The following is a 20,150-nucleotide window of genomic DNA, read 5'->3' as shown; positions in this document are numbered from 1 at the left end:
TTGCAAACATAATTCGTACAAGCTTATCATATAGTAGAAATAGGTAAAGGCATCACACACTGTGTGATGCCTTTTGCTACACCACCTGTGTGTTTTGGAAAGGGGAATTCCGCATTGAAACGTAGAGTTGCAATTATTGGAATGGTTGTTGCATTTTTAATTGGTGCTGGCGGAATGTTTGCAGGTATGTCTTTATTTGGGGTTAACCCAGCAGAAGTAACGCAAACAATTTCGAGTGGAAACGCTAGCACCTCACAAGGGAATTTGGCAAAAATTAATGAGGCGTATGCACTAATTGATTCACGTTATGTGGAAGACGTGAAGGATGACAAGTTAGTCGAAGGTGCAATACAAGGCATGTTGTCTACGCTGAAGGACCCTTATTCCACGTATATGGATAAAGAAACGGCTAAACAGTTTAGTGAATCACTTGATCCTGAGCTAGAGGGGATCGGGGCTGAGGTGAACAAAACGGACGGTAAGCTCATTATCGTATCTCCAATTAAAGGCTCACCGGCAGAAAAGATTGGAATTAAACCGAATGACCAAATTTTATCTGTAGATGGAAATAGTGTGAAAGATTTATCACGTGAAGAAGCAGTATTAAAGATTCGTGGTAAAAAAGGAACGACTGTCGCGATTGAAATTAAGCGTGCAGGAGTAGCTGATCCGATTGTATTTAAAATTAAGCGTGAAAAAATTCCAATCTTCACGGTGTTTAGTTCTGTGAAACAAGAGAGCGGAAAAGATATCGGTTATATGCAAATCACTTCTTTTGCTGAAAATACAGCGAAAGAATTTAAGGATCAGTTAAAAGAGTTAGAGAAGAAAAACATAAAAGGCTTAGTTATTGACGTGCGTGGTAATCCTGGTGGCTACTTAAATAGTGTAGAAGAGATACTAGGGGAAATTATGACGGATAAAAAGCCGATGCTACAAGTAGAGCAACGAAATGGTGAGAAAAAGAAATTCTCTACGGAACTGAAAGAGAAAAAGCCATATCCAATTTCAGTATTAATTGATAACGGAAGTGCTTCTGCTTCAGAGATTTTAGCGGGTGCGCTAAAAGAGGGAGAAGGATACGATTTAATTGGTGAAAAAACGTTTGGTAAAGGTACTGTTCAGCAAGCCGTTCCATTTAAAGATGGCAGCAACATTAAATTAACGATGTTTAAATGGTTAACACCGGATGGAAACTGGATTCATAAAAAAGGAATCGCGCCAACAGTAGAAGTGAAGCAACCAGATTATTATCATGCGACACCAATTCAAATTGAAAAGACACTTTCATACAATTCAAATGATGTGCAAGTAAAACACGCGCAAGAAATGCTTAAGAGTTTAGGATATGTACCAGGGCGTGAAGATGGATACTTTAGTAAAGAGACAGAATCAGCGCTGAAAGCATTCCAAAATGCGAATGAGATGGAAGCGACGGGACAGCTTGATAAAAAGACAGCTGAGGCGATTCAAACTAAAATTATTGAAAAAATCCGTTCTGGAGAAAATGATCTACAATTACAGTCCGCATTAAAATTAATAGTGAAATAAAGTGAAACTTTAATCAGTGGGGGTTTTCTTCATCCCCACTAATTATTAGTTGAACCAATCGGACTTTTATGGGCAGTGGATCCCCCACCTAAATCCTTTGCTTTCGCTGAATTTTGAGGTGGGGGTCTTACTGCCCATTAAAGCGAAATAAAAAGAAATACAGGCAGTTTGCTGCCTGTATTTTTTTGTGTTAAACAAACGTTTGTCCAGTTATGATAATATAAAAAGAAAGAATGATATAAATGGTGGTGAATGAGTTCGTGGAGGCATGGATTTTTGAAATAATGCGGGCAGTTGGACGTTTTTTCTTACACCCTGCTGTCTATGTATTTTTAATAAGTAGTATCTTCGTTGGATACTTACGTATGTTACGAGAACGAAAGGATTTTTCCTTTAAAGTTTATGATATTTGGTTTGAACTGCGAACATCTCTATTTGCGGGAGTTGGATACGGATTAATCGTATCTATTCTTACAATTGGACTTGGCCTTGTCGTTTCCAAAGCGAGCTTATGGGTCATCTTACTTTGGACGTTATTATTTGGATTAACTGCTATGTATCGATATTTATCAGCAGCTTATACATTTAGTATCGCAATTGTATGCGTTCTAGTATCTTCTAAGCTACCAGTTTCCTTCTTACAGCTTGGAGAAGGGGAAGAGAGTACGATTGTATCTCTTGCTATTTTACTAGGTGTCATGCTCGTTGTAGAGGGCTTGTTGATTTCTAAAAATGCAGTAGGATATTCTACGCCGAAGATTAGGAAGGGTAAGCGTGGGCTAAAGATTGGTTTACACGAATCAAAGCGTTTATGGATCGTTCCTATTTTTATTCTTGTACCAGGTGATGCAGTAACGCAGTTTATTTCATGGTGGCCTGTCGTTTCAATCGGTTCACATACCTATTCTCTATTCCTCGTTCCATTTTTAATTGGATTTATGAGAAAGATTAGAAGTTATGAGCCAACGGAAGCTTTATTATTTACAGGAAGGCGTGTCTACGGATTAGCAGGAATTGTACTTGTTTTAGGAATCGCAAGTTATTGGTGGCACGTACTTGCCATTATCGCAATGGGAGTCGCAATGCTTGGGCGTTTCACAATTTCCATGCAAGAAAAAATTGCCGATGAGACGAGACCGGCGTATTTCGCTGCACGTAATGATGGACTTGTTGTATTAGATACAATCCCGAATACAATTGGGGCGGAGCTGAATTTACTGCCTGGAGAAGTGATTACGAAAGTAAATGGAGTCATTCCAAGAAGCGCTGAGGAATTTTATGATGCGCTTCAAACGAAGACGACAGGAGCATTTTGTAAATTAGAAGTATTAGATACAAATGGAGAGCTTCGCCTTGCCCAAACGGCATTATACGCCGGAGGACATCACGAATTAGGAATTGTGTTTGTTCAGCAGGAGCATGAGTGGGATTCGGAAGCGATGTAATAGAGGAAAGGGTATCACCTTGTGGTGATACCCTTTTTGGTTGTGGGGGCGGGATTAGTAGTAAATGAAATTTATATCGGTGATTATTCAAATATATCGAATTTATGGAAAAAACGACAACCATCGCAAACATTCTTTTTAGTTTCATAGACGGATAACTTGAATAATTATTTGATAATGGTTATCATTTAGTGAGTCTTTTTAATTTTGGAAAATGGAGGTAAGATATGCTACGTAAATTTTTTTCTTACTATAAACCGTATAAAGGTTTATTTATACTCGACTTTTCTTGCGCAGTTGTCGCAGGGTTACTAGAACTTGGCTTCCCGCTTATCGTAAATCAATTTATTGATAAGTTATTGCCAGGACAAAACTGGACGCTTATTTTATGGGCTTGTTTCGGTTTACTTGCAGTGTATATATTAAATGCAGGCTTACAATATGTCGTTACATATTGGGGACATATGCTTGGTGTTAACATTGAAACGGATATGAGACAGAAATTATTTGATCACATTCAAAAGCTATCATTCAGATTTTTTGACAATAATAAAACAGGTCATTTAATTTCACGTCTTACAAACGACTTAATGGAAATTGGGGAAATTGCTCACCATGGGCCAGAAGATTTATTTATCGCTGTTATGACTTTAGTTGGGGCATTCTCATTTATGATGATGATCAACTGGAAGTTAGCGTTATTAACGTTCTTCGTTATTCCATTCCTATTGTGGTTGGCACTTTACTTCAATAAAAAAATGACAGGTACGTTTAGACGTTTATTCTCAGACGTTGCTGATTTCAATGCATGTATTGAGAACAACGTTGGCGGTATCCGTGTTGTACAAGCATTCGGAAATGAAAAGTTTGAGAAAGAGCAATTTGCTGTAAACAATGCTCGTTTCCGTACAACGAAATTAATGGCGTATAAAATTATGGCGTTAAATTCATCGATTAGTTATATGCTCATGCGTCTCGTAACGCTCTTCGTCTTAATATGCGGTACATGGTTTGTTCTGCAAGGTGAATTAACGTACGGTGGATTTATCGGATTCGTTCTATTAACGAATATTTTCTTCCGCCCAATTGAAAAAATTAATGCGGTAATCGAAAGCTATCCGAAAGGGATCGCTGGTTTTAAGAGATATGTAGAGCTTCTTGAAACAGAGCCAGATATTGTAGACTCTAAAGATGCGATGGAAGTTAAACATGTACATGGTGATATTCAATATAGCAACATTACATTCGGATATGAAAATAAAGAACCGATTTTAAATGATATTAGTTTGAAAATACATGCAGGTGAAACAGTTGCTTTCGTAGGACCATCAGGAGCTGGAAAAACGACGTTATGTAGTCTATTACCACGTTTTTATGAACAACCGTCTGGATCGATTCAAATTGATGGTATTGATACGAAAGATATGACGTTATCTTCACTTCGTAAGCAAATTGGAATTGTGCAGCAAGATGTGTTCTTATTCTCAGGAACAATTCGTGAAAATATCGCTTACGGAAACTTAAAGGCGTCAGAAGCTGAAATTTGGCAGGCAGTAAAACGTGCGCAGTTAGAAGACTTAATTTACTCACAACCAGACGGTTTAGATACCGTTATCGGTGAGCGTGGGGTGAAACTTTCTGGTGGACAGAAGCAGCGTCTAGCGATTGCTCGTATGTTCTTGAAAAACCCGCCAATTTTAATATTAGATGAAGCGACTTCCGCATTAGATACAGAGACGGAACTGGCGATTCAAAAATCACTTGCTGAACTATCTGTGGGCCGTACAACATTAGTTATTGCTCACAGACTTGCAACGATTAAAAATGCAGATCGTATCGTCGTTGTAAATAAAGATGGTATTGCAGAACAAGGTTCACATGATGAATTAATTGAACAAGGCGGAGGATACAGCAGGTTATACGAAGCACAGTTCAGTTCGTAAATATAATTTCTGCTGAATTAGTGCACCATAAGTAAGTGAAAATCTTATATGGGAGGCTATGAAGCATGATTGTAACAACAACGTCTACAATTCAAGGAAAAGAAATTATTGAGTATATCGATATCGTCAATGGAGAAGCGATTATGGGCGCGAATATCGTTCGTGACCTTTTCGCCTCTGTCCGTGACGTTGTCGGCGGTCGTGCGGGCGCTTATGAAAGTAAATTAAAAGAAGCGCGCGACATTGCAATGGAAGAGATGAAAACTTTCGCAAGACAAAAAAATGCGAATGCAATTGTTGGTATCGACGTGGATTACGAAGTAGTTCGCGAAGGAATGCTAATGGTTGCAGTGAGCGGAACTGCTGTCCGTATTTAAAGTGAAAAAGCCGTGCTGATGCACGGCTTTTTCACTTTTATTAATGCTATTCTATGTCGAAGTTCCAATATTTCTTGGGAAATGCGGAAGGCCCTGTCGATATATAGGGAAGACATTAGAGCGCTTCTTTACATTTCTGGATTTGAACTAATAATGTTTCGTATTCTTGTTCGAGAGATGGGATATCATCGTGATGATTTGGCATGGAAATTCGGCCGATAATTTCTGTTAATTTTGTTTGTAATCGTAATAATTCTTGTTCAGTTACGTTTACAGAATCCCCGGTGGTTCTTTTTGTGTATTGCTCGTAATTACCGTGGAATATTCTTGGTTCACTCTCATCTACTTGTAGAATATGGTCTGCAACAGAGCGAATAAAGGCACGGTCATGGCTAATGAAAAGTATTGTGCCAGGATATTCTTGTAACATGATTTCTAATTCTTCTTGCGTCGCTAAGTCTAAATAGTTTGTCGGTTCATCGAGCAGAAGCATATTATAGTTTCCTAAAAATACTTTTGCGAGTGCGACCTTCATTCGTTCGCCGCCACTTAAGACATGTACAGGTTTATGAACATCTTCACGGCGGAATAAAAGCCGTGCGAGTATTGTTCGAACGAATGCTTCTGTATAGTTGGTTTCTTCTAGAACGTTCTCTAAAATGGTTTTATCTGTTTTTAAAATTGATAGTGTTTGTTCAAAGTATCCAATTTTACAACTTTTCGAAAGCTGAATGCCACGCTCGTTTGCGAGAAGCATGTTGAACAAAGTTGTTTTGCCGCTTCCGTTTGCACCTAAAATAGCAAGTTTTGCACCAGGGGCAATGGTTCCATTCATATTTTTAAATAGTGTGCGGTCGCCTATTTTCTTTGTTGCTTTATTGAACTGTACTGCCACTTTACTATGAATGGGTGTATGGTATTGCACGTCAAACTGAGTCTGAGAAAGTTCCTTTGGCTTTTCTTTCTTTTCTAGTTTTTCGAGACGTGTTTCTAATGCTTTCGCTGCTTTGCTAACCTGTTCTTGGCCATGAGCCCCGCTTAACTTATAAAGTTTAGATTCAGATGAACTGAATCGAGTTGGGATTTTTGTCATATTAGAAGCACGTTGCTTTTTTTGTGAAATTGATTGCTCTAAACGATTTTTTTCTTGTATATATTGATCATATTCTGCTTGTTTTTGTGTTCGTTCACGTTCTTTTTGCTTTCGATAGTTGGAATAGTTTCCTTTATACTCTTGAATCGTCCCGTCTTCAATTTCAATAATTTTTGTACATATATTATCTAGAAATTCACGATCATGCGATATTAAAACAAGTGACCCTTTATAAGATAAAAGTGCCTTTTCTAATTGCTCTGTACCAACCATATCTAAGTGGCTTGTTGGTTCATCAGCAAATAAAATTCCTGCATCTTGTTCGAGAGCATGAGCAATCTTTAGCCGCATTCGTTCACCACCGCTCATTGCATCTGTAACGTTTGAAATACTCCATTTTCCTTTTGCGAGAGCAGAAGTGGTTTCCGGTAGTTCCTCGCTAAGTTGAGGAATGATGCTGATAGAACTATGATGAGTTACTATGCCTTTGTCAGCTTCTATTTCTTTACTTAATATTTGTAATAACGTAGATTTACCAGCTCCGTTGACTCCGACAATTCCTATGCGATCCTGTGCTTGAATTTCCAGTGACGGTAACGTAAATAGTGTGCGATCACCAAAGCTCTTTTCAATATTGCGTGCGAATAAAATAGTCATAAAAAAACCTCCCTAGTTTCACTAGAGAGGATAAACGTCGCCCTTGCATGTAAAAAATCGTACATAAATAAACGATTTTTTTACATGATCGTTTCGAAAGAAAGTATCGACAAATGGACAGACTAATCCCCTGCTAGTTTTCATCATTTTTTGTTCACTATTTGTGATGGATGAAATAAATAAGAGAATTAGAACTTCATTGGTCAAAGTACCTTCCTTTCATAATGTTACTTTTATTGTATGCGCATACAAAATGGTTTGTCAAACTTATTTCTATTTACTATTTTTGAACTTATTATTATACAATTGTACTTTTGCTAGAGCCTCAGCATCATTTTTGATTTCATCCAATCCATTCGCATCCCCAATAACATACCCTTCAAATGATGAACCAACAAAATCAAAGATATATTGGAACTGAGCAATAAGCGGTAATGCTTTCAGCTTTGGATTGTCTCCGCCAACGATGACAACGTACATTTTTTTACCTTTCATTTTTTCTTTGAAATGAAGAGATGTATCACGCAAGCTTTGTGACCAGCGATCGACGAAGTTTTTCATATGACCGCTCATTCCATACCAGTATAGCGGTGTAGCAAAGATAATTGTGTCGTGCTCTAACATACGCTCGATTAACTGCTCGTAGTCATCATTTACAGGTTGGAATCCTTCTGCATCATGGCGCTGATCTATGATTGGGTGGACGATATGATCACGCAAGTAAATTTGTTCTGTTTCAATTCCATCAATCACCATATGTGTTAAAGCTTCTGTATTTCCGTTTTGTCTTGAACTGCCATGTATAACAAACATGTAATCATCCCTTTTCTTTTGTTTGCTTTAGGAGTGAAACGTGTTTTTGCAAATTCGTTTGAATGCTAGAAAGTAATGAGATTTGCTTCGTTACTTCATTAAGTTTATCTTCATAAAGCGTAAGGATACTGCTGCAAGGATTTTCGTACAGGTGCGGCTCTATTTCGAGGCAGCGCAGCATCCTTGCCGTCTCTTCTAAATTTAAGCCAATTTGTAAGTACATTTGAATAAGCTCCACTTTTTCGATGGCACTTTCATCAAAGTCACGGTAGCCATTTGCGAGGCGCTTAGAAGGGAGTAATCCCTTTTCTTCATAATGTCTTAGTGATCTTTCGCTAACCCCGGTTTCTTTTGATAACTCTCCAATTCGCAATGTGTTTCACCCCTTGTACATGTATTGTAAACCTTCACACTAATGTGAAGGTCAATGCTGTTTTTTCGCAAAAGAGTCTACATAATTTAAAAACACCTGAATAGCTTTAGACGGGATGAAGTATTTGCCGCGCACGATGGAGAATGGACGGATGAGTTGTTCATTTGGAACTTCGACGTGGAATAGCTCTTTTGCCAGTAACTCTTTCCGTACAGTCCAATCAGAAAGTATAGCGATGCCAAGCCCGGCACTAACTGCTTCTTTCACGCTTTGGATACTACTGAATGTAAAGAAGCGCTTCAATTTTAAATGGTGTTGATGAATAAAGCGGTCACTATAAGCGCGTGTTCCAGAACCACTTTCTCTTAATACCCATACTTGATCTTGGAGTGTGCTTTCATTTATTTCATTTGTGCGGAGCAGTGGATGATTTGGCGGGACGACGAGCTTCATTTCATCTTGCATAAACGTTTCAACGTCCACGTCGGCGTATACGACTTGCCCTTCGACTAAGCCGATATCGATTTGATTAGAGCGAAGGCTTTGCAAAACGTCTTCTGTATTTGAGATAAAGGTATGAACTTCAACGTGTGGATTTTCATTCGCATAGTTAGCCAGTATTTTTGGAAGTAAGTATTCGCCAATTGTGAAACTAGCACCGATGCGAAGAGTTCCTGTTACAACGTTATGTAGCTCGTTAATTTCTTGCTTAGCATCTTCATAAAGAGAGAGCATTTGTTTTGCGTGTATATATAATATGTTTCCAGCTTCCGTCACTTGAACGTGCTTCGGAGAGCGCTGAATAAGTGTAGTGCCAAATTCGTTTTCTAAGTTGCGTATATGCATACTTACGCCAGGCTGTGAAAGGTTTAATAATTCTGCTGCACGGGAGAAATGCTTCTGTTCAACGACAGTAACAAATATTTTTAAAATGTCTACGTTCATGTAATGGGCTCCTTTCTTTTTCTATCATCTTATCATAAGTATTTCTGATGATAGAGATTCAATATTGATATTAAACTTATTATAGAAACTCTCTTATAATATAAGTAGAAAGAACATGCATGTTCCAATAAGATTATTGGAGTGGTACAAAGTGGAACAAACACTTGTTATACAAAAGAAGAAGGGCTTTGGATTTTCGCAAGGTATTGGGATTACGTTATTAATCGCAATTGCCGCGAAATATTTAGCAGAGCTTCCATTTTTAAATATTATGGGACAATTAGTAATTGCTATTCTAATTGGGATGGTTTGGCGTGCGGCAATTGGCGTTCCACAAGAAGCGATAGCTGGAACGAACTTTGCGAGTAAGAAGTTGCTGCGCTTTGGGATTATCTTACTTGGAATGCGGTTAAATCTTGTTGATATTGCGAAGGCAGGGCCGAAAGTATTGGTCATCGCTGCCGCTGTTATTACATTTACGATTTTCGTTGTATATGGGCTAACGAAAGTATTTAAGGTAGAAAAGAAACTCGGAATTTTAACAGCGTGCGGAACAGCAATTTGCGGCGCGGCTGCGGTCGTGGCAATTGCACCGCAAGTGAAAGCGAAGGATGAAGAAACGGCAGTTGGGGCAGCAATTATTGCAATTTTAGGTACAATATTTACACTTATTTATACGCTATTATACCCAGTGCTTGGCTTCTCACCGTACGGTTACGGTGTATTCTCAGGTGCGACGCTGCACGAAATCGCTCATGTCATCGCAGCTGCGGCGCCAGGAGGAAGTACGGCTGTAGACATCGCAGTTATCGTGAAATTAACGCGCGTTGCAATGCTTGTGCCAGTAGCGATTTTAATTGGATTATGGTTTGGTAAGAGTGAAGGTAGCGAGGAAAAAAAATCGTGGCGTGACCTTCCAATTCCGTGGTTCATCTTCGGATTTTTAGCGATGAGTGCAGTGCATTCGCTCGGGGTTATACCAGAAGTTGTTGCCGGATACATCGTTGTTCTTGCTTACATGCTTATTGCAATGGCGATGGCGGGGCTTGGTTTAAATGTAGAGTTTAAAACGTTCCGTAAGTTAGGAAGTAAGGCATTCGTGGCGGGGCTGATCGGCTCGGTTTTCCTTTCTATTCTTGGATACGTTCTTGTATATGCATTAGGATTTATGTAGTAGGACGAAGAAGCTGTTCCAAAAGATATTTTTGGACAGCTTTTTTTATGTTTATAGTGCTACGGGTGTCGATATATTAAAAAAATAGCTGATATAAATTTAATTACGCTTGTACTTTGTTAGAGAAGGTGATCAGTGAAACGTTTTTCTAAAATTTGTAAAGATATCTTCACTTATAACTGGAAAATATTTATAATTAAGGTAAAGATATCTTTACTTTCGAAGGTGGAGCCTATGGGTGTGAAAAATAAAATAAAAGAGTTAAGAAAGCAACATCATATAACGCAAGTTGAAATGGCAAAGGCGATGCAGGTGACGCGGCAGACGATTGTGGCGATTGAAAACCATCATTATAACCCGAGTCTAGAGTTATCCCTAAAAATCGCCAAATATTTTGGGGTGAAGGTGGAGGAAATATTTACGCTAGAGTAAGGGGAGAAAAAATGAACGATACTAAAAAGTTATTTATCGGTGCGACTTTTGGATTGTTTTTGGGAGACATTGTAGTTCATAGTATGAATCCGGCTATACCAATTTTACCGCTCGTAGTGAGTAACGTTTTAGCAATTGTATTTTTGATGGTGTATTCGTATTACAAAAAGCGTAAGTACAAAAAAGAAGAACTTCCAGATATAGATGAGCGAGTAAATGAAAATATAAAAAAATATGTAAATGTCTCATTTGTATTCGCGTTTCTATTGCTTATTGTTTATATTGTTGCGAGTAAAGCAATAGGCAGAGCTGTTATACCAGTGCAAGAAATATTTATGATATGTAGTTCCTTATTTGCGGGTAGTCTCATCATAGAAGTCATGATAGGGAAACGAGCATAGCGATAGGAGGAATGAAAAATGCAAGATGAGTTTGAGAGATTTCAGTCAGATAAAGCGTTTAAATATGTAGGGTTATTTTTTACGATTAGTTTAGCGATATGGAGTTTATATAATTTAATTGTTGACGGAAATGCTGGTATGCCATTTGTTTTATTTGTAATAGGGCAGTGGGTGTATTTTCTTGTGAACTATTGGCCGAAGTGGAAATATAGAAATCAAAAAGAGGCTGATCATGTATGAGTAAGTAAGATATTATACGGTTCATAGGAAGTTTGTTTTTAGCGGGTCTTGTTTTAAATATGAGTTTAATGATTTTAAGTATTTCGTGGGGAACAATCTTCATATCGAATGTAGCACTAGTCATTTTATATAAGTATTGCGGAATATAGAGAACAGAAGCGTTTGAAAGAAGAGGGAGTACCGTCGATTGATGAGCGAGTTGTGAATAAGATGAAGTCATATTTTACGATTAGTATTACAAGCTTCGTGTTCTTGTTCATTATGTATCTTTGTTTAAATAAGTATTTAGATAGGCAAGCAGTACATGTAAATGAGTTGTTATATATTGCTATTTTTGGCTTATTAATAAGTAGGGCATCGACGAGTGTGTTAGCAACAAGGAATAGATAGAAAAAGGGGAACTGGGATGGGATTACCGGTATTATGTGTCGCTACGGCTATTTTTGCTTTGTTTTGGGGAATGCAGAACTTCTCTCGTTATCCAGTGCCAAGCATTTGTATTATGATTGGCACTGTAGGTTTATCATATTATTTATTAGTTTCAGCTCATTATCATAAAACAGCAACGAGTGTTGTTGTTGGAGCACTTATTTTATTTTGTGGGCGCGCTATACAAAAGGGATTATTTCCGTAAAAGCTGTTTATACAAAGAGTATAAACAGCTTTTTGTATTTTTTTTACAAAAGTCTTGAAAGTTACGTAACGTCATCTTTTATAATGAAGGGGAAGAGGTGATGGTAGTGATTTCAATACAACAATTGACGAGAGAAACAGGGGTAACGGTACGTACATTACGTTATTATGATCAAATAGATTTATTAAAGCCGAGCGGGAAAACAGAAGGTGGGCATCGTTTATATAGTGAAGCTGACGTAATACGGTTGCAGCAAATTTTATTTTTAAAGGAAATGGGCTTTTCATTAAAAGAGGCTGCGAATATGTTAGTAAAAGGTGACCTTAACTTAAAGGGTTCTCTTGAAAAACAACTTCGGTTTGTACAGGAAGAACAAAAGAAATTTAATCGAATGGAGCGTGTTTTACAAGCTGTTGTTTATTCGGTAGATGTGGAAGGGGAACTTGATTGGAAAGTTATGTTTGAACTGATTCAGCTTTCGAAACAGTCGTCTCGTATACGTGAAATATTTCAAAATGAAGTATTTTCAAAGGAAGAACAAAAATTGCTTCATAACTTGCCAAATATGAGTGAAGAAGATCCGAATGTTTTAGAATGGGTAGATTTATTAAAGCAATTACGTACTTTTATGAAAGACGGCAAAGAAGCAGCGAGTGATGAGGTACAAGGGGCAACGAAGAGATTAATGCAGAAATGTTTAGAAATGGCCAATGGTGACGAAGCGTTTTTAGATAAGTTATGGGAAGTTAGAAAATCGAAGGAAGATTCACAGAAAATGAGCATGTATCCAATTGAAGAAGAACTTTTATTATATATGGAAGAAGCTTTTCGTATATATGATGAAAAGGAGATGGATAAATGAGTATACTTGCAGAATATCGTTGGTATTTTTTAATTGGGGCAGAGATTGTATTTTGGTTATCGGCTATCGGCTTCTTTTTACTTCGTTACGGATTCCGTTTGAAGAAGGCGAGCTTTATTATGGGGATTGTACTCCTCGTAAATGAAGTGTTTATTTTAACCTTAGGGGTAGTGGACTATTATCAAACAGGGAAGTTCTCTAACTTTCAAATCATTACGGTAATTATTTTATTGTATGCAGTTTTCTACGGGAAAAAGGATTTGAAGAAGCTTGATATGTTTGCGCAAAAGCTAGTTGCGAAATGGCGGAATGAACCAGCGCCAATTATGGAAGAGCACGTAGAATTAACAGGTATGGCCTATGCGAAACAGGAAATAAAAAATTGGTTATTACATCTTGTTTTATTCGTTGTTGTGCATATTTTCTTTTTCTTTCTGTACGGTTTTGTCCCGTTTGAACAATGGCATAATTGGTTAGAAACGGGGATTGTTTTAAATGAAAAAGCAAGTCGTGTTAGCCAAGTTTGGGCGATTATACTTTTAGTGGATACAGTTATTTCATTTTCATATGTTCTTTTCCCGAAGAAGGAAAAAGAAAAAGAGAAGCTACTTTCATAGAGGAAAGTAGCTTTTTCTAGTATACCAATAGTTTGTATAGGAGAGGATAACAATAGGAAAAACAGGTTTTATATGCTTATTTCTCTTTAGTTTAGTAGCATGCTCACAACCTAACATTGACATTGATAAGAAGAATGATGTCATTGTAAAGAGAGCAGGAATTTCCAATCTAGATAAATTTGAAAAGTTCGTTTTGAATGTTGACCAAGGGAAAGTTGATAAAATAAGAATTGTGCAGTATACCCATGAAGGTGATCCGATTTTTCAAACGGTAGAGCATAGTGAGAACGATATACTTTATGTGTTAGATAATAGAAAAGACCAATTTGCTGGTGAGCATAAAGGATTACATAAAGGTAGTTGCAAAAGTATTGTTAAAGAGCAGGGAGAATTAGAAATCACTTATAGGTTAATAGATTGTACGAGTAAAAATGGGCGCAATGGATATGATTTATTATATGTACCTAAAAAATAGAGTTAGTAGAGGAAGGAAGTTTTTACTCCTTCCTTTTTCTATGTATATATTGTCGAAAATTTTACCGAATATCTGTTCGTTTTCTTGGTTTTTTTATGAGCATTCGTGGTAAAATGGGAATACAGATTTTTTACGAGGAGGTCGGTTTTGTTTGGAACATCAATTTGAAATTATCTCAGCTTATTCCCCGCAAGGTGATCAGCCGGTAGCTATAGAAAAGCTTGTAGAGGGAATTAATAGTGGGAAGAAAAAGCAAGTGTTGCTTGGAGCAACAGGAACGGGTAAGACATTTACGATTTCAAATGTCATTAAAGAAGTGCAGAAGCCAACACTTGTTATGGCTCATAATAAAACGTTAGCAGGACAGTTATATAGTGAGCTGAAAGATTTTTTTCCGAATAATGCAGTTGAATATTTTGTTAGTTATTACGATTATTATCAGCCAGAAGCGTATGTGCCTCAAACAGATACGTTTATTGAAAAAGATGCGCAGATTAATGATGAAATCGATAAATTGCGTCACTCAGCAACATCTGCACTATTTGAACGGGATGATGTGATTATTGTTGCGAGTGTTTCGTGTATATATGGTTTAGGTTCTCCAGAAGAATACCGCGAGTTAGTTGTTTCACTTAGAGTTGGTATGGAAAAGGACCGCAATCAATTGCTTCGTGAACTTGTTGATGTGCAGTATGGACGTAATGACATTGATTTCAAGCGTGGTACATTCCGTGTGCGCGGAGATGTAGTTGAAATCTTCCCAGCATCGCTTGATGAGCATTGTATTCGAATTGAATTTTTTGGCGATGAAATCGATCGTATTCGCGAAGTAAATGCGTTAACAGGTGAAGTATTAGCAGAACGTGATCATGTAGCAATCTTCCCAGCATCTCACTTCGTTACACGTGAAGAAAAGATGAAGGTCGCTATTGAAAATATAGAAAAAGAATTAGAAGAACGTTTAAAGGAATTAAATGATAATGGCAAGTTGTTAGAAGCGCAGCGTATAGAACAGCGTACACGTTATGATTTAGAAATGATGCGCGAGATGGGCTTTTGTTCAGGGATTGAAAACTATTCCCGTCATTTAACACTTCGTCCAGCGGGTGCAACGCCGTATACGTTATTAGACTATTTCCCGAAAGATTTCTTAATCGTTATGGATGAGTCGCACGTATCAGTACCGCAAGTAAGAGCGATGTATAACGGGGACCAAGCACGTAAACAAGTGCTTGTAGATCATGGATTCCGTCTGCCATCAGCTTTAGATAATAGACCGCTTACGTTTGATGAGTTTGAAGGGAAAACGAATCAAGTTATTTACGTTTCAGCAACGCCAGGACCGTACGAGTTAGAGCAGGCACCGGAAGTAATAGAACAAATTATTCGTCCAACAGGGCTTTTAGATCCACCAATTGATATACGACCAATTGAAGGGCAAATTGATGATTTATTAGGAGAAATTCAAGATCGCATTGTAAAAAATGAACGTGTATTAATTACGACTTTAACGAAGAAGATGTCAGAGGATTTAACAGACTACTTAAAAGATGTAGGAATTAAAGTGAACTATCTTCACTCTGAAATTAAAACGTTAGAACGTATTGAAATTATCCGTGATCTTCGCCTTGGTAAGTTTGACGTACTTGTCGGTATTAACTTATTACGAGAAGGATTAGATATTCCAGAAGTATCACTTGTAGCTATTTTAGATGCTGATAAGGAAGGGTTCTTGCGTTCAGAGCGTTCATTAATTCAAACAATCGGTCGTGCAGCACGTAATGAAAACGGCCGCGTTATTATGTATGCAGATCGTATAACAAGATCAATGGGAATTGCAATTGAAGAAACGCAGCGTCGTCGTACTATACAAGAAGCTTACAATAAAGAGCATGGTATTACGCCGAAAACGATTCAAAAAGGCGTGCGTGATGTTATCCGTGCAACGACAGCTGCTGAAGAGCCGGAAATGTATGAAGCGGCACCAGCTAAGAAGATGACGAAAAAAGAGCGTGAAAAGACAATTGCGAAGATGGAAGCAGAGATGAAAGAAGCAGCAAAAGCGTTAGATTTCGAGCGTGCAGCTGAATTAAGAGATTTACTATTAGAATTAAAAGCGGAAGGGTGAACAGAGTGAGCATAAGCAAGGATTTTATTGTCGTAAAAGGTGCTAGAGCACATAACTTAAAAAATATTGATGTAACCATTCCGAGAAATCAGCTTGTTGTTGTGACGGGATTGTCTGGTTCAGGGAAATCATCATTAGCGTTTGATACGATTTATGCAGAAGGGCAGCGCAGATATGTAGAATCGTTATCTGCGTATGCGCGTCAGTTTTTAGGACAAATGGATAAGCCGGATGTAGATACGATTGAAGGATTGTCACCAGCGATTTCAATCGATCAAAAAACAACGAGTCGTAATCCACGTTCAACAGTCGGAACGGTCACGGAGATTTATGATTATTTACGTTTATTATTTGCGCGAATTGGTACGCCAATTTGTCCGAATCATGGTATTGAAATTACGTCACAAACAGTAGAGCAGATGGTAGACCGTGTACTTGAATATCCTGAACGTACGAAATTACAAGTGTTAGCTCCTATCGTTTCTGGGCGTAAAGGTGCACATGTGAAAGTGCTTGAAGATATTAAGAAGCAAGGGTATGTTCGTGTACGTGTTGATGGTGAAATGTTAGATGTATCTGAAGATATTGCGCTAGATAAAAATAAGAAGCATTCGATTGAAGTTGTAATTGACCGTATTGTTGTAAAAGAAGGGATTGCAGGCCGTCTTGCGGATTCTCTTGAAAGTGCATTAAAGCTTGGCGGGGGCCGAGTGTTAATTGATGTAATGGGAGAAGAGGAACTTCTATTTAGTGAACATCATGCTTGTCCGCATTGTGGTTTTTCAATCGGAGAATTAGAGCCGCGCATGTTCTCATTCAACAGTCCATTCGGGGCATGTCCTTCTTGTGATGGACTTGGTTCAAAGTTAGAGGTAGATTTAGAACTTGTCATTCCGAATTGGGATTTATCATTAAATGAACATGCGATTGCGCCTTGGGAACCGACAAGCTCACAATATTATCCGCAGCTTTTACAATCTGTATGTAATCATTACGGCGTTGAGATGGATATGCCTGTGAAAGATATACCGAAAGATTTATTTGATAAAGTGTTGTACGGAAGCGGAGAAGAAAAAGTTTATTTCCGCTATGTAAATGAATTTGGTCAAGTAAAGGAAAATGAGATTTTATTTGAAGGTGTTATTCCAAATATCGAACGTCGTTATCGTGAAACGAGTTCTGATTATGTTCGTGAGCAAATGGAGAAATATATGGCAGAGCAAGCTTGTCCGAAGTGTAAAGGTGGACGCTTAAAGCCAGAGAGTTTAGCTGTTTTCGTTGGTGATAAAACGATTGCTGATGTAACGAAGTATTCTGTTCAAGAAGTACAGGAATTCTTCTCGAATGTGGAGCTAACGGAGAAGCAACAAAAAATTGCTCATTTAATTTTAAGAGAAATCCAAGAGCGCGTTGGGTTCTTAGTGAACGTCGGTTTAGATTATTTAACGTTAAGTCGTGCCGCAGGAACTTTATCAGGTGGTGAGGCGCAGCGTATTCGTTTAGCGACACAAATCGGTTCTCGTCTTACTGGCGTACTTTACATTCTTGATGAGCCTTCAATCGGCTTGCATCAGCGCGATAACGATCGTCTTATTCGTACGTTGCAAGAGATGCGTGATTTAGGGAATACGTTAATTGTCGTTGAACATGATGAAGATACGATGATGGCTGCTGATTATTTACTTGATATCGGACCTGGTGCAGGTATTCACGGTGGCCAAGTTGTATCAGCGGGTACGCCAGCTGAAGTGATGCAAGATGAGAATTCTCTAACAGGGAAGTATTTAAGCGGTAAAGAGTTTATTCCGGTTCCACTTGAAAGACGTAAAGGTGACGGACGTAAAGTGGAAATTGTCGGTGCAAAAGAGAATAACTTAAAGAATGCAAAGATGTCATTCCCGCTTGGTACGTTTGTAGCGATAACGGGTGTATCTGGTTCCGGTAAAAGTACGATGATTAATGAAGTACTATATAAATCATTAGCGCAAAAGTTATATAAAGCGAAAGCGAAGCCAGGTACTCATAAAGAAATTAAAGGTCTTGAGCATTTAGATAAAGTAATCGATATCGATCAATCGCCAATCGGGCGTACACCACGTTCTAATCCAGCGACGTATACAGGTGTATTCGATGATATTCGTGATGTGTTTGCACAAACGAATGAAGCGAAAGTGCGTGGATATCAAAAAGGACGTTTCAGCTTTAATGTAAAAGGTGGACGTTGTGAAGCGTGCCGTGGTGATGGAATTATTAAAATCGAAATGCACTTCTTACCAGACGTATACGTTCCGTGTGAAGTTTGTCATGGTAAACGTTATAACCGCGAAACGTTAGAAGTGAAGTATAAAGATAAGAACATTTCTGAAGTGTTAGGGATGACAATTGAAGATGGAGTAGAGTTCTTCGCTAATATCCCAAAAATTAAGCGTAAACTTCAAACGCTTGTAGATGTAGGTCTTGGTTATATGAAATTAGGACAGCCAGCTACGACGTTATCTGGTGGTGAAGCGCAGCGCGTGAAGCTAGCTTCTGAATTACACCGTCGTTCTACTGGGCGTACGTTATATATTTTAGATGAGCCAACGACTGGTTTGCATGCACATGATATCGCGCGTCTTCTAGAAGTGCTGCAACGCCTTGTTGAAAGTGGCGAGACAGTTCTTGTTATTGAACATAATTTAGATGTAATTAAAACAGCTGACTATATCGTTGACCTTGGACCAGAGGGCGGAGATAAAGGTGGGCAAATCGTTGCTTCAGGAACGCCAGAGCAAGTAGTAAAAGAAGAACGTTCGTATACAGGTAAGTATTTAAAAGAGATTTTAAATCGCGATAAAGCAAGAATGAAAGAGAAAATAAAAGAAGTAGAGTTATCTCAATAAGTGTATTACGAAAAACCGAGTGGAAATGACACTCGGTTTTTCGTTCATAGGGGGAAAAGATGGAGTTTACAGATGTTTTAAGAAAGAAAAACATGAAGGTAAGAGAGTTTCAAAGTTGGGGTGTTTATTTTCGGAAGCGCTGGGAGGATAACTTTGCAAATCATGTAAGTGATGAGGAAAAGGAAGACATCTTTCTGTATGGTGATAAGTATGCATGTGGGTTTCTTTGGCACATATTTAGTTATGAGAAAAAGAAGTGTTTAGAGGGTGAAGAAGCAGAGAATGCGTTTCATAATGAAGTGAAAAAGGATTGCTATATATTCTATCAACATTGTGATGATGTACTGCTAATAAAAGATACGAGTTTATTACATATGGAGGATATATTGTGTGAGAGGGACGATATGTATAAAGGCGATATCTATATTGTAGATAAAGAGTTCACTTGGACTTTTGTAAAAACTCATGAACATAGATGGTATGGCCCTTATTTTGCGAGGAAATGTTAGTAGGTATACAAGCAGGAAGAGTAGAATAAGTTGATATAAGTGTTTGTATGATACTTGCGTTTATAATCTATTAGCGTATGATGAAATATATATGTCAAAAGGATGTGTAAGAAAATGAGATGGATTGTATCACTTCTTGTAAATAGCGTTGTGTTAATCGCTGTATCGGGACTTTTAAAAGGGATTGCGCCAGACGCGTTTTACGTAGCAAATATACAGACTGCAATTATTGCGAGTATTATCTTAGCTGTTTTAAATGTGTTCGTAAAACCGTTTTTAATTTTAATTACGCTACCAATTACTCTTGTAACTTTCGGGTTCTTCTTAATTGTTATTAATGCGATTACGTTAAAAATAGCAGATTCATTATTAGGAGATGCGTTTAATATATCAGGGTTTGGTGTAGCAATCGTTGCGGCAATTTGTATTTCAATTTTTAATATGATTATTGAAAAGGCAATTGTGGAACCTTTATATGAAAAAAAGAGAAAATGACAAAAAGAAAAACATTTCATGATGTGTATGAAATGTTTTTTTCTATTTATTAGAAACCGTATTTCTTGTTTCCAGAAAAAAATGGTACAATATCCGGTAGAATG

General features: G+C 37.9%; 20 protein-coding genes and 1 pseudogene. 17 read left to right on the top strand and 4 right to left on the bottom strand.

Annotated features, from left to right (window positions below; all coding sequences use genetic code 11):
* The first annotated feature begins 114 nt into the window (after positions 1 to 114).
* The 4 genes from CER22_RS09210 (at position 115) to CER22_RS09195 (ending at position 5,316) form a co-directional block, all read left to right on the top strand.
* The gene (locus CER22_RS09210) at positions 115 to 1,551 is read left to right on the top strand and encodes a S41 family peptidase (RefSeq protein WP_000830301.1); all 1,437 of its coding nucleotides are present in this window, start codon (positions 115 to 117) and stop codon (positions 1,549 to 1,551) included.
* 260 nt (positions 1,552 to 1,811) lie between these two features.
* The gene (locus tag CER22_RS09205; RefSeq protein ID WP_137035902.1) at positions 1,812 to 2,996 is read left to right on the top strand and encodes a PDZ domain-containing protein; all 1,185 of its coding nucleotides are present in this window, start codon (positions 1,812 to 1,814) and stop codon (positions 2,994 to 2,996) included.
* A gap of 227 nt (positions 2,997 to 3,223) precedes the next feature.
* Positions 3,224 to 4,939, top strand: coding sequence for an ABC transporter ATP-binding protein (locus tag CER22_RS09200; RefSeq protein WP_088608602.1), 1,716 nt, complete (start codon positions 3,224 to 3,226; stop codon positions 4,937 to 4,939).
* A gap of 65 nt (positions 4,940 to 5,004) precedes the next feature.
* The gene (locus CER22_RS09195) at positions 5,005 to 5,316 is read left to right on the top strand and encodes a heavy metal-binding domain-containing protein (RefSeq protein ID WP_000637523.1); all 312 of its coding nucleotides are present in this window, start codon (positions 5,005 to 5,007) and stop codon (positions 5,314 to 5,316) included.
* A 115-nt stretch (positions 5,317 to 5,431) separates the two neighbouring features.
* Here the strand turns inward: CER22_RS09195 and abc-f are convergent, their stop codons facing one another.
* The 4 genes from abc-f to CER22_RS09175 form a co-directional block, all read right to left on the bottom strand.
* Positions 5,432 to 7,066 (bottom strand): ribosomal protection-like ABC-F family protein, encoded by a 1,635-nt coding sequence (abc-f, locus tag CER22_RS09190; protein ID WP_088064795.1) that lies wholly within the window; start codon positions 7,064 to 7,066, stop codon positions 5,432 to 5,434.
* A 273-nt stretch (positions 7,067 to 7,339) separates the two neighbouring features.
* On the bottom strand, positions 7,340 to 7,879 hold the full coding sequence (locus CER22_RS09185) for a flavodoxin family protein (protein ID WP_088064794.1): 540 nt from the start codon (positions 7,877 to 7,879) through the stop codon (positions 7,340 to 7,342).
* 4 nt (positions 7,880 to 7,883) lie between these two features.
* Positions 7,884 to 8,252, bottom strand: a complete 369-nt coding sequence (locus CER22_RS09180) for a MerR family transcriptional regulator (protein ID WP_046955576.1) — start codon at positions 8,250 to 8,252, stop codon at positions 7,884 to 7,886.
* A gap of 51 nt (positions 8,253 to 8,303) precedes the next feature.
* Positions 8,304 to 9,197, bottom strand: a complete 894-nt coding sequence (locus tag CER22_RS09175) for a LysR family transcriptional regulator (protein ID WP_087983943.1) — start codon at positions 9,195 to 9,197, stop codon at positions 8,304 to 8,306.
* A 151-nt stretch (positions 9,198 to 9,348) separates the two neighbouring features.
* Here CER22_RS09175 and CER22_RS09170 point away from each other — a divergent pair, with 151 nt between their 5' ends.
* From CER22_RS09170 to CER22_RS09110, 13 genes and pseudogenes are all read left to right on the top strand, one after another.
* On the top strand, positions 9,349 to 10,371 hold the full coding sequence (locus tag CER22_RS09170; protein ID WP_141522828.1) for a YeiH family protein: 1,023 nt from the start codon (positions 9,349 to 9,351) through the stop codon (positions 10,369 to 10,371).
* Positions 10,372 to 10,605: 234 nt separating this feature from the next.
* Positions 10,606 to 10,803 carry a helix-turn-helix transcriptional regulator gene (locus CER22_RS09165; protein WP_000538359.1) on the top strand — a complete coding sequence of 66 codons (198 nt, stop codon included), beginning with the start codon at positions 10,606 to 10,608 and terminating at the stop codon, positions 10,801 to 10,803.
* 11 nt (positions 10,804 to 10,814) lie between these two features.
* Positions 10,815 to 11,204, top strand: coding sequence for a hypothetical protein (locus CER22_RS09160; RefSeq protein WP_088608600.1), 390 nt, complete (start codon positions 10,815 to 10,817; stop codon positions 11,202 to 11,204).
* 18 nt (positions 11,205 to 11,222) lie between these two features.
* A complete protein-coding gene (locus CER22_RS09155) occupies positions 11,223 to 11,444 on the top strand; it encodes a hypothetical protein (protein WP_088064793.1) in 222 nt (73 codons plus the stop codon).
* 59 nt (positions 11,445 to 11,503) lie between these two features.
* Positions 11,504 to 11,834, top strand: a pseudogene (locus CER22_RS09150) (ATPase).
* Positions 11,835 to 11,850: 16 nt separating this feature from the next.
* Positions 11,851 to 12,078 (top strand): hypothetical protein, encoded by a 228-nt coding sequence (locus tag CER22_RS09145; RefSeq protein ID WP_000524128.1) that lies wholly within the window; start codon positions 11,851 to 11,853, stop codon positions 12,076 to 12,078.
* A gap of 100 nt (positions 12,079 to 12,178) precedes the next feature.
* Complete coding sequence (locus CER22_RS09140; protein WP_141542771.1) at positions 12,179 to 12,940, top strand: MerR family transcriptional regulator; 762 nt, start codon at positions 12,179 to 12,181, stop codon at positions 12,938 to 12,940.
* Positions 12,937 to 13,557, top strand: a complete 621-nt coding sequence (locus CER22_RS09135; RefSeq protein WP_075309658.1) for a hypothetical protein — start codon at positions 12,937 to 12,939, stop codon at positions 13,555 to 13,557. The genes CER22_RS09140 and CER22_RS09135 overlap by 4 nt, the downstream gene beginning before the upstream one ends.
* Positions 13,558 to 13,603: 46 nt before the next feature.
* Positions 13,604 to 14,032 carry a DUF4362 domain-containing protein gene (locus CER22_RS09130; protein ID WP_088064791.1) on the top strand — a complete coding sequence of 143 codons (429 nt, stop codon included), beginning with the start codon at positions 13,604 to 13,606 and terminating at the stop codon, positions 14,030 to 14,032.
* Between the two features lie 151 nt (positions 14,033 to 14,183).
* Positions 14,184 to 16,160, top strand: coding sequence for an excinuclease ABC subunit B (gene uvrB / locus CER22_RS09125; protein ID WP_088608599.1), 1,977 nt, complete (start codon positions 14,184 to 14,186; stop codon positions 16,158 to 16,160).
* A gap of 11 nt (positions 16,161 to 16,171) precedes the next feature.
* Positions 16,172 to 19,042 carry an excinuclease ABC subunit UvrA gene (gene uvrA / locus CER22_RS09120; RefSeq protein WP_142293452.1) on the top strand — a complete coding sequence of 957 codons (2,871 nt, stop codon included), beginning with the start codon at positions 16,172 to 16,174 and terminating at the stop codon, positions 19,040 to 19,042.
* 59 nt (positions 19,043 to 19,101) lie between these two features.
* Positions 19,102 to 19,551 carry a DUF4275 family protein gene (locus tag CER22_RS09115; RefSeq protein WP_088608597.1) on the top strand — a complete coding sequence of 150 codons (450 nt, stop codon included), beginning with the start codon at positions 19,102 to 19,104 and terminating at the stop codon, positions 19,549 to 19,551.
* 114 nt (positions 19,552 to 19,665) lie between these two features.
* A complete protein-coding gene (locus CER22_RS09110; protein ID WP_001267307.1) occupies positions 19,666 to 20,046 on the top strand; it encodes a phage holin family protein in 381 nt (126 codons plus the stop codon).
* Positions 20,047 to 20,150 lie beyond the last annotated feature (104 nt).

The organism is Bacillus sp. K2I17 (assembly GCF_002209985.1).
GTDB classification, from domain to species: Bacteria; Bacillota; Bacilli; order Bacillales; family Bacillaceae_G; genus Bacillus_A; species Bacillus_A wiedmannii.
The sequence above is the reverse complement of the archived record's forward strand: the minus strand, read 5'-3'. Positions and strand labels throughout refer to the sequence as shown.

Excerpts from the sequence above, each read along its gene's own strand:
- CER22_RS09115 (WP_088608597.1), top strand. The coding sequence starts at position 19,102 with ATGGAGTTTACAGATGTTTTAAGAAAGAAAAACATGAAGGTAAGAGAG.
- CER22_RS09185 (WP_088064794.1), bottom strand. The coding sequence starts at position 7,879 with ATGTTTGTTATACATGGCAGTTCAAGACAAAACGGAAATACAGAAGCT.
- CER22_RS09145 (WP_000524128.1), top strand. The coding sequence starts at position 11,851 with ATGGGATTACCGGTATTATGTGTCGCTACGGCTATTTTTGCTTTGTTT.
- CER22_RS09165 (WP_000538359.1), top strand. The coding sequence starts at position 10,606 with ATGGGTGTGAAAAATAAAATAAAAGAGTTAAGAAAGCAACATCATATA.
- abc-f (WP_088064795.1), bottom strand. The coding sequence starts at position 7,066 with ATGACTATTTTATTCGCACGCAATATTGAAAAGAGCTTTGGTGATCGC.
- CER22_RS09160 (WP_088608600.1), top strand. The coding sequence starts at position 10,815 with ATGAACGATACTAAAAAGTTATTTATCGGTGCGACTTTTGGATTGTTT.
- CER22_RS09155 (WP_088064793.1), top strand. The coding sequence starts at position 11,223 with ATGCAAGATGAGTTTGAGAGATTTCAGTCAGATAAAGCGTTTAAATAT.
- CER22_RS09175 (WP_087983943.1), bottom strand. The coding sequence starts at position 9,197 with ATGAACGTAGACATTTTAAAAATATTTGTTACTGTCGTTGAACAGAAG.
- CER22_RS09200 (WP_088608602.1), top strand. The coding sequence starts at position 3,224 with ATGCTACGTAAATTTTTTTCTTACTATAAACCGTATAAAGGTTTATTT.
- CER22_RS09195 (WP_000637523.1), top strand. The coding sequence starts at position 5,005 with ATGATTGTAACAACAACGTCTACAATTCAAGGAAAAGAAATTATTGAG.
- CER22_RS09110 (WP_001267307.1), top strand. The coding sequence starts at position 19,666 with ATGAGATGGATTGTATCACTTCTTGTAAATAGCGTTGTGTTAATCGCT.
- CER22_RS09135 (WP_075309658.1), top strand. The coding sequence starts at position 12,937 with ATGAGTATACTTGCAGAATATCGTTGGTATTTTTTAATTGGGGCAGAG.
- CER22_RS09140 (WP_141542771.1), top strand. The coding sequence starts at position 12,179 with ATGGTAGTGATTTCAATACAACAATTGACGAGAGAAACAGGGGTAACG.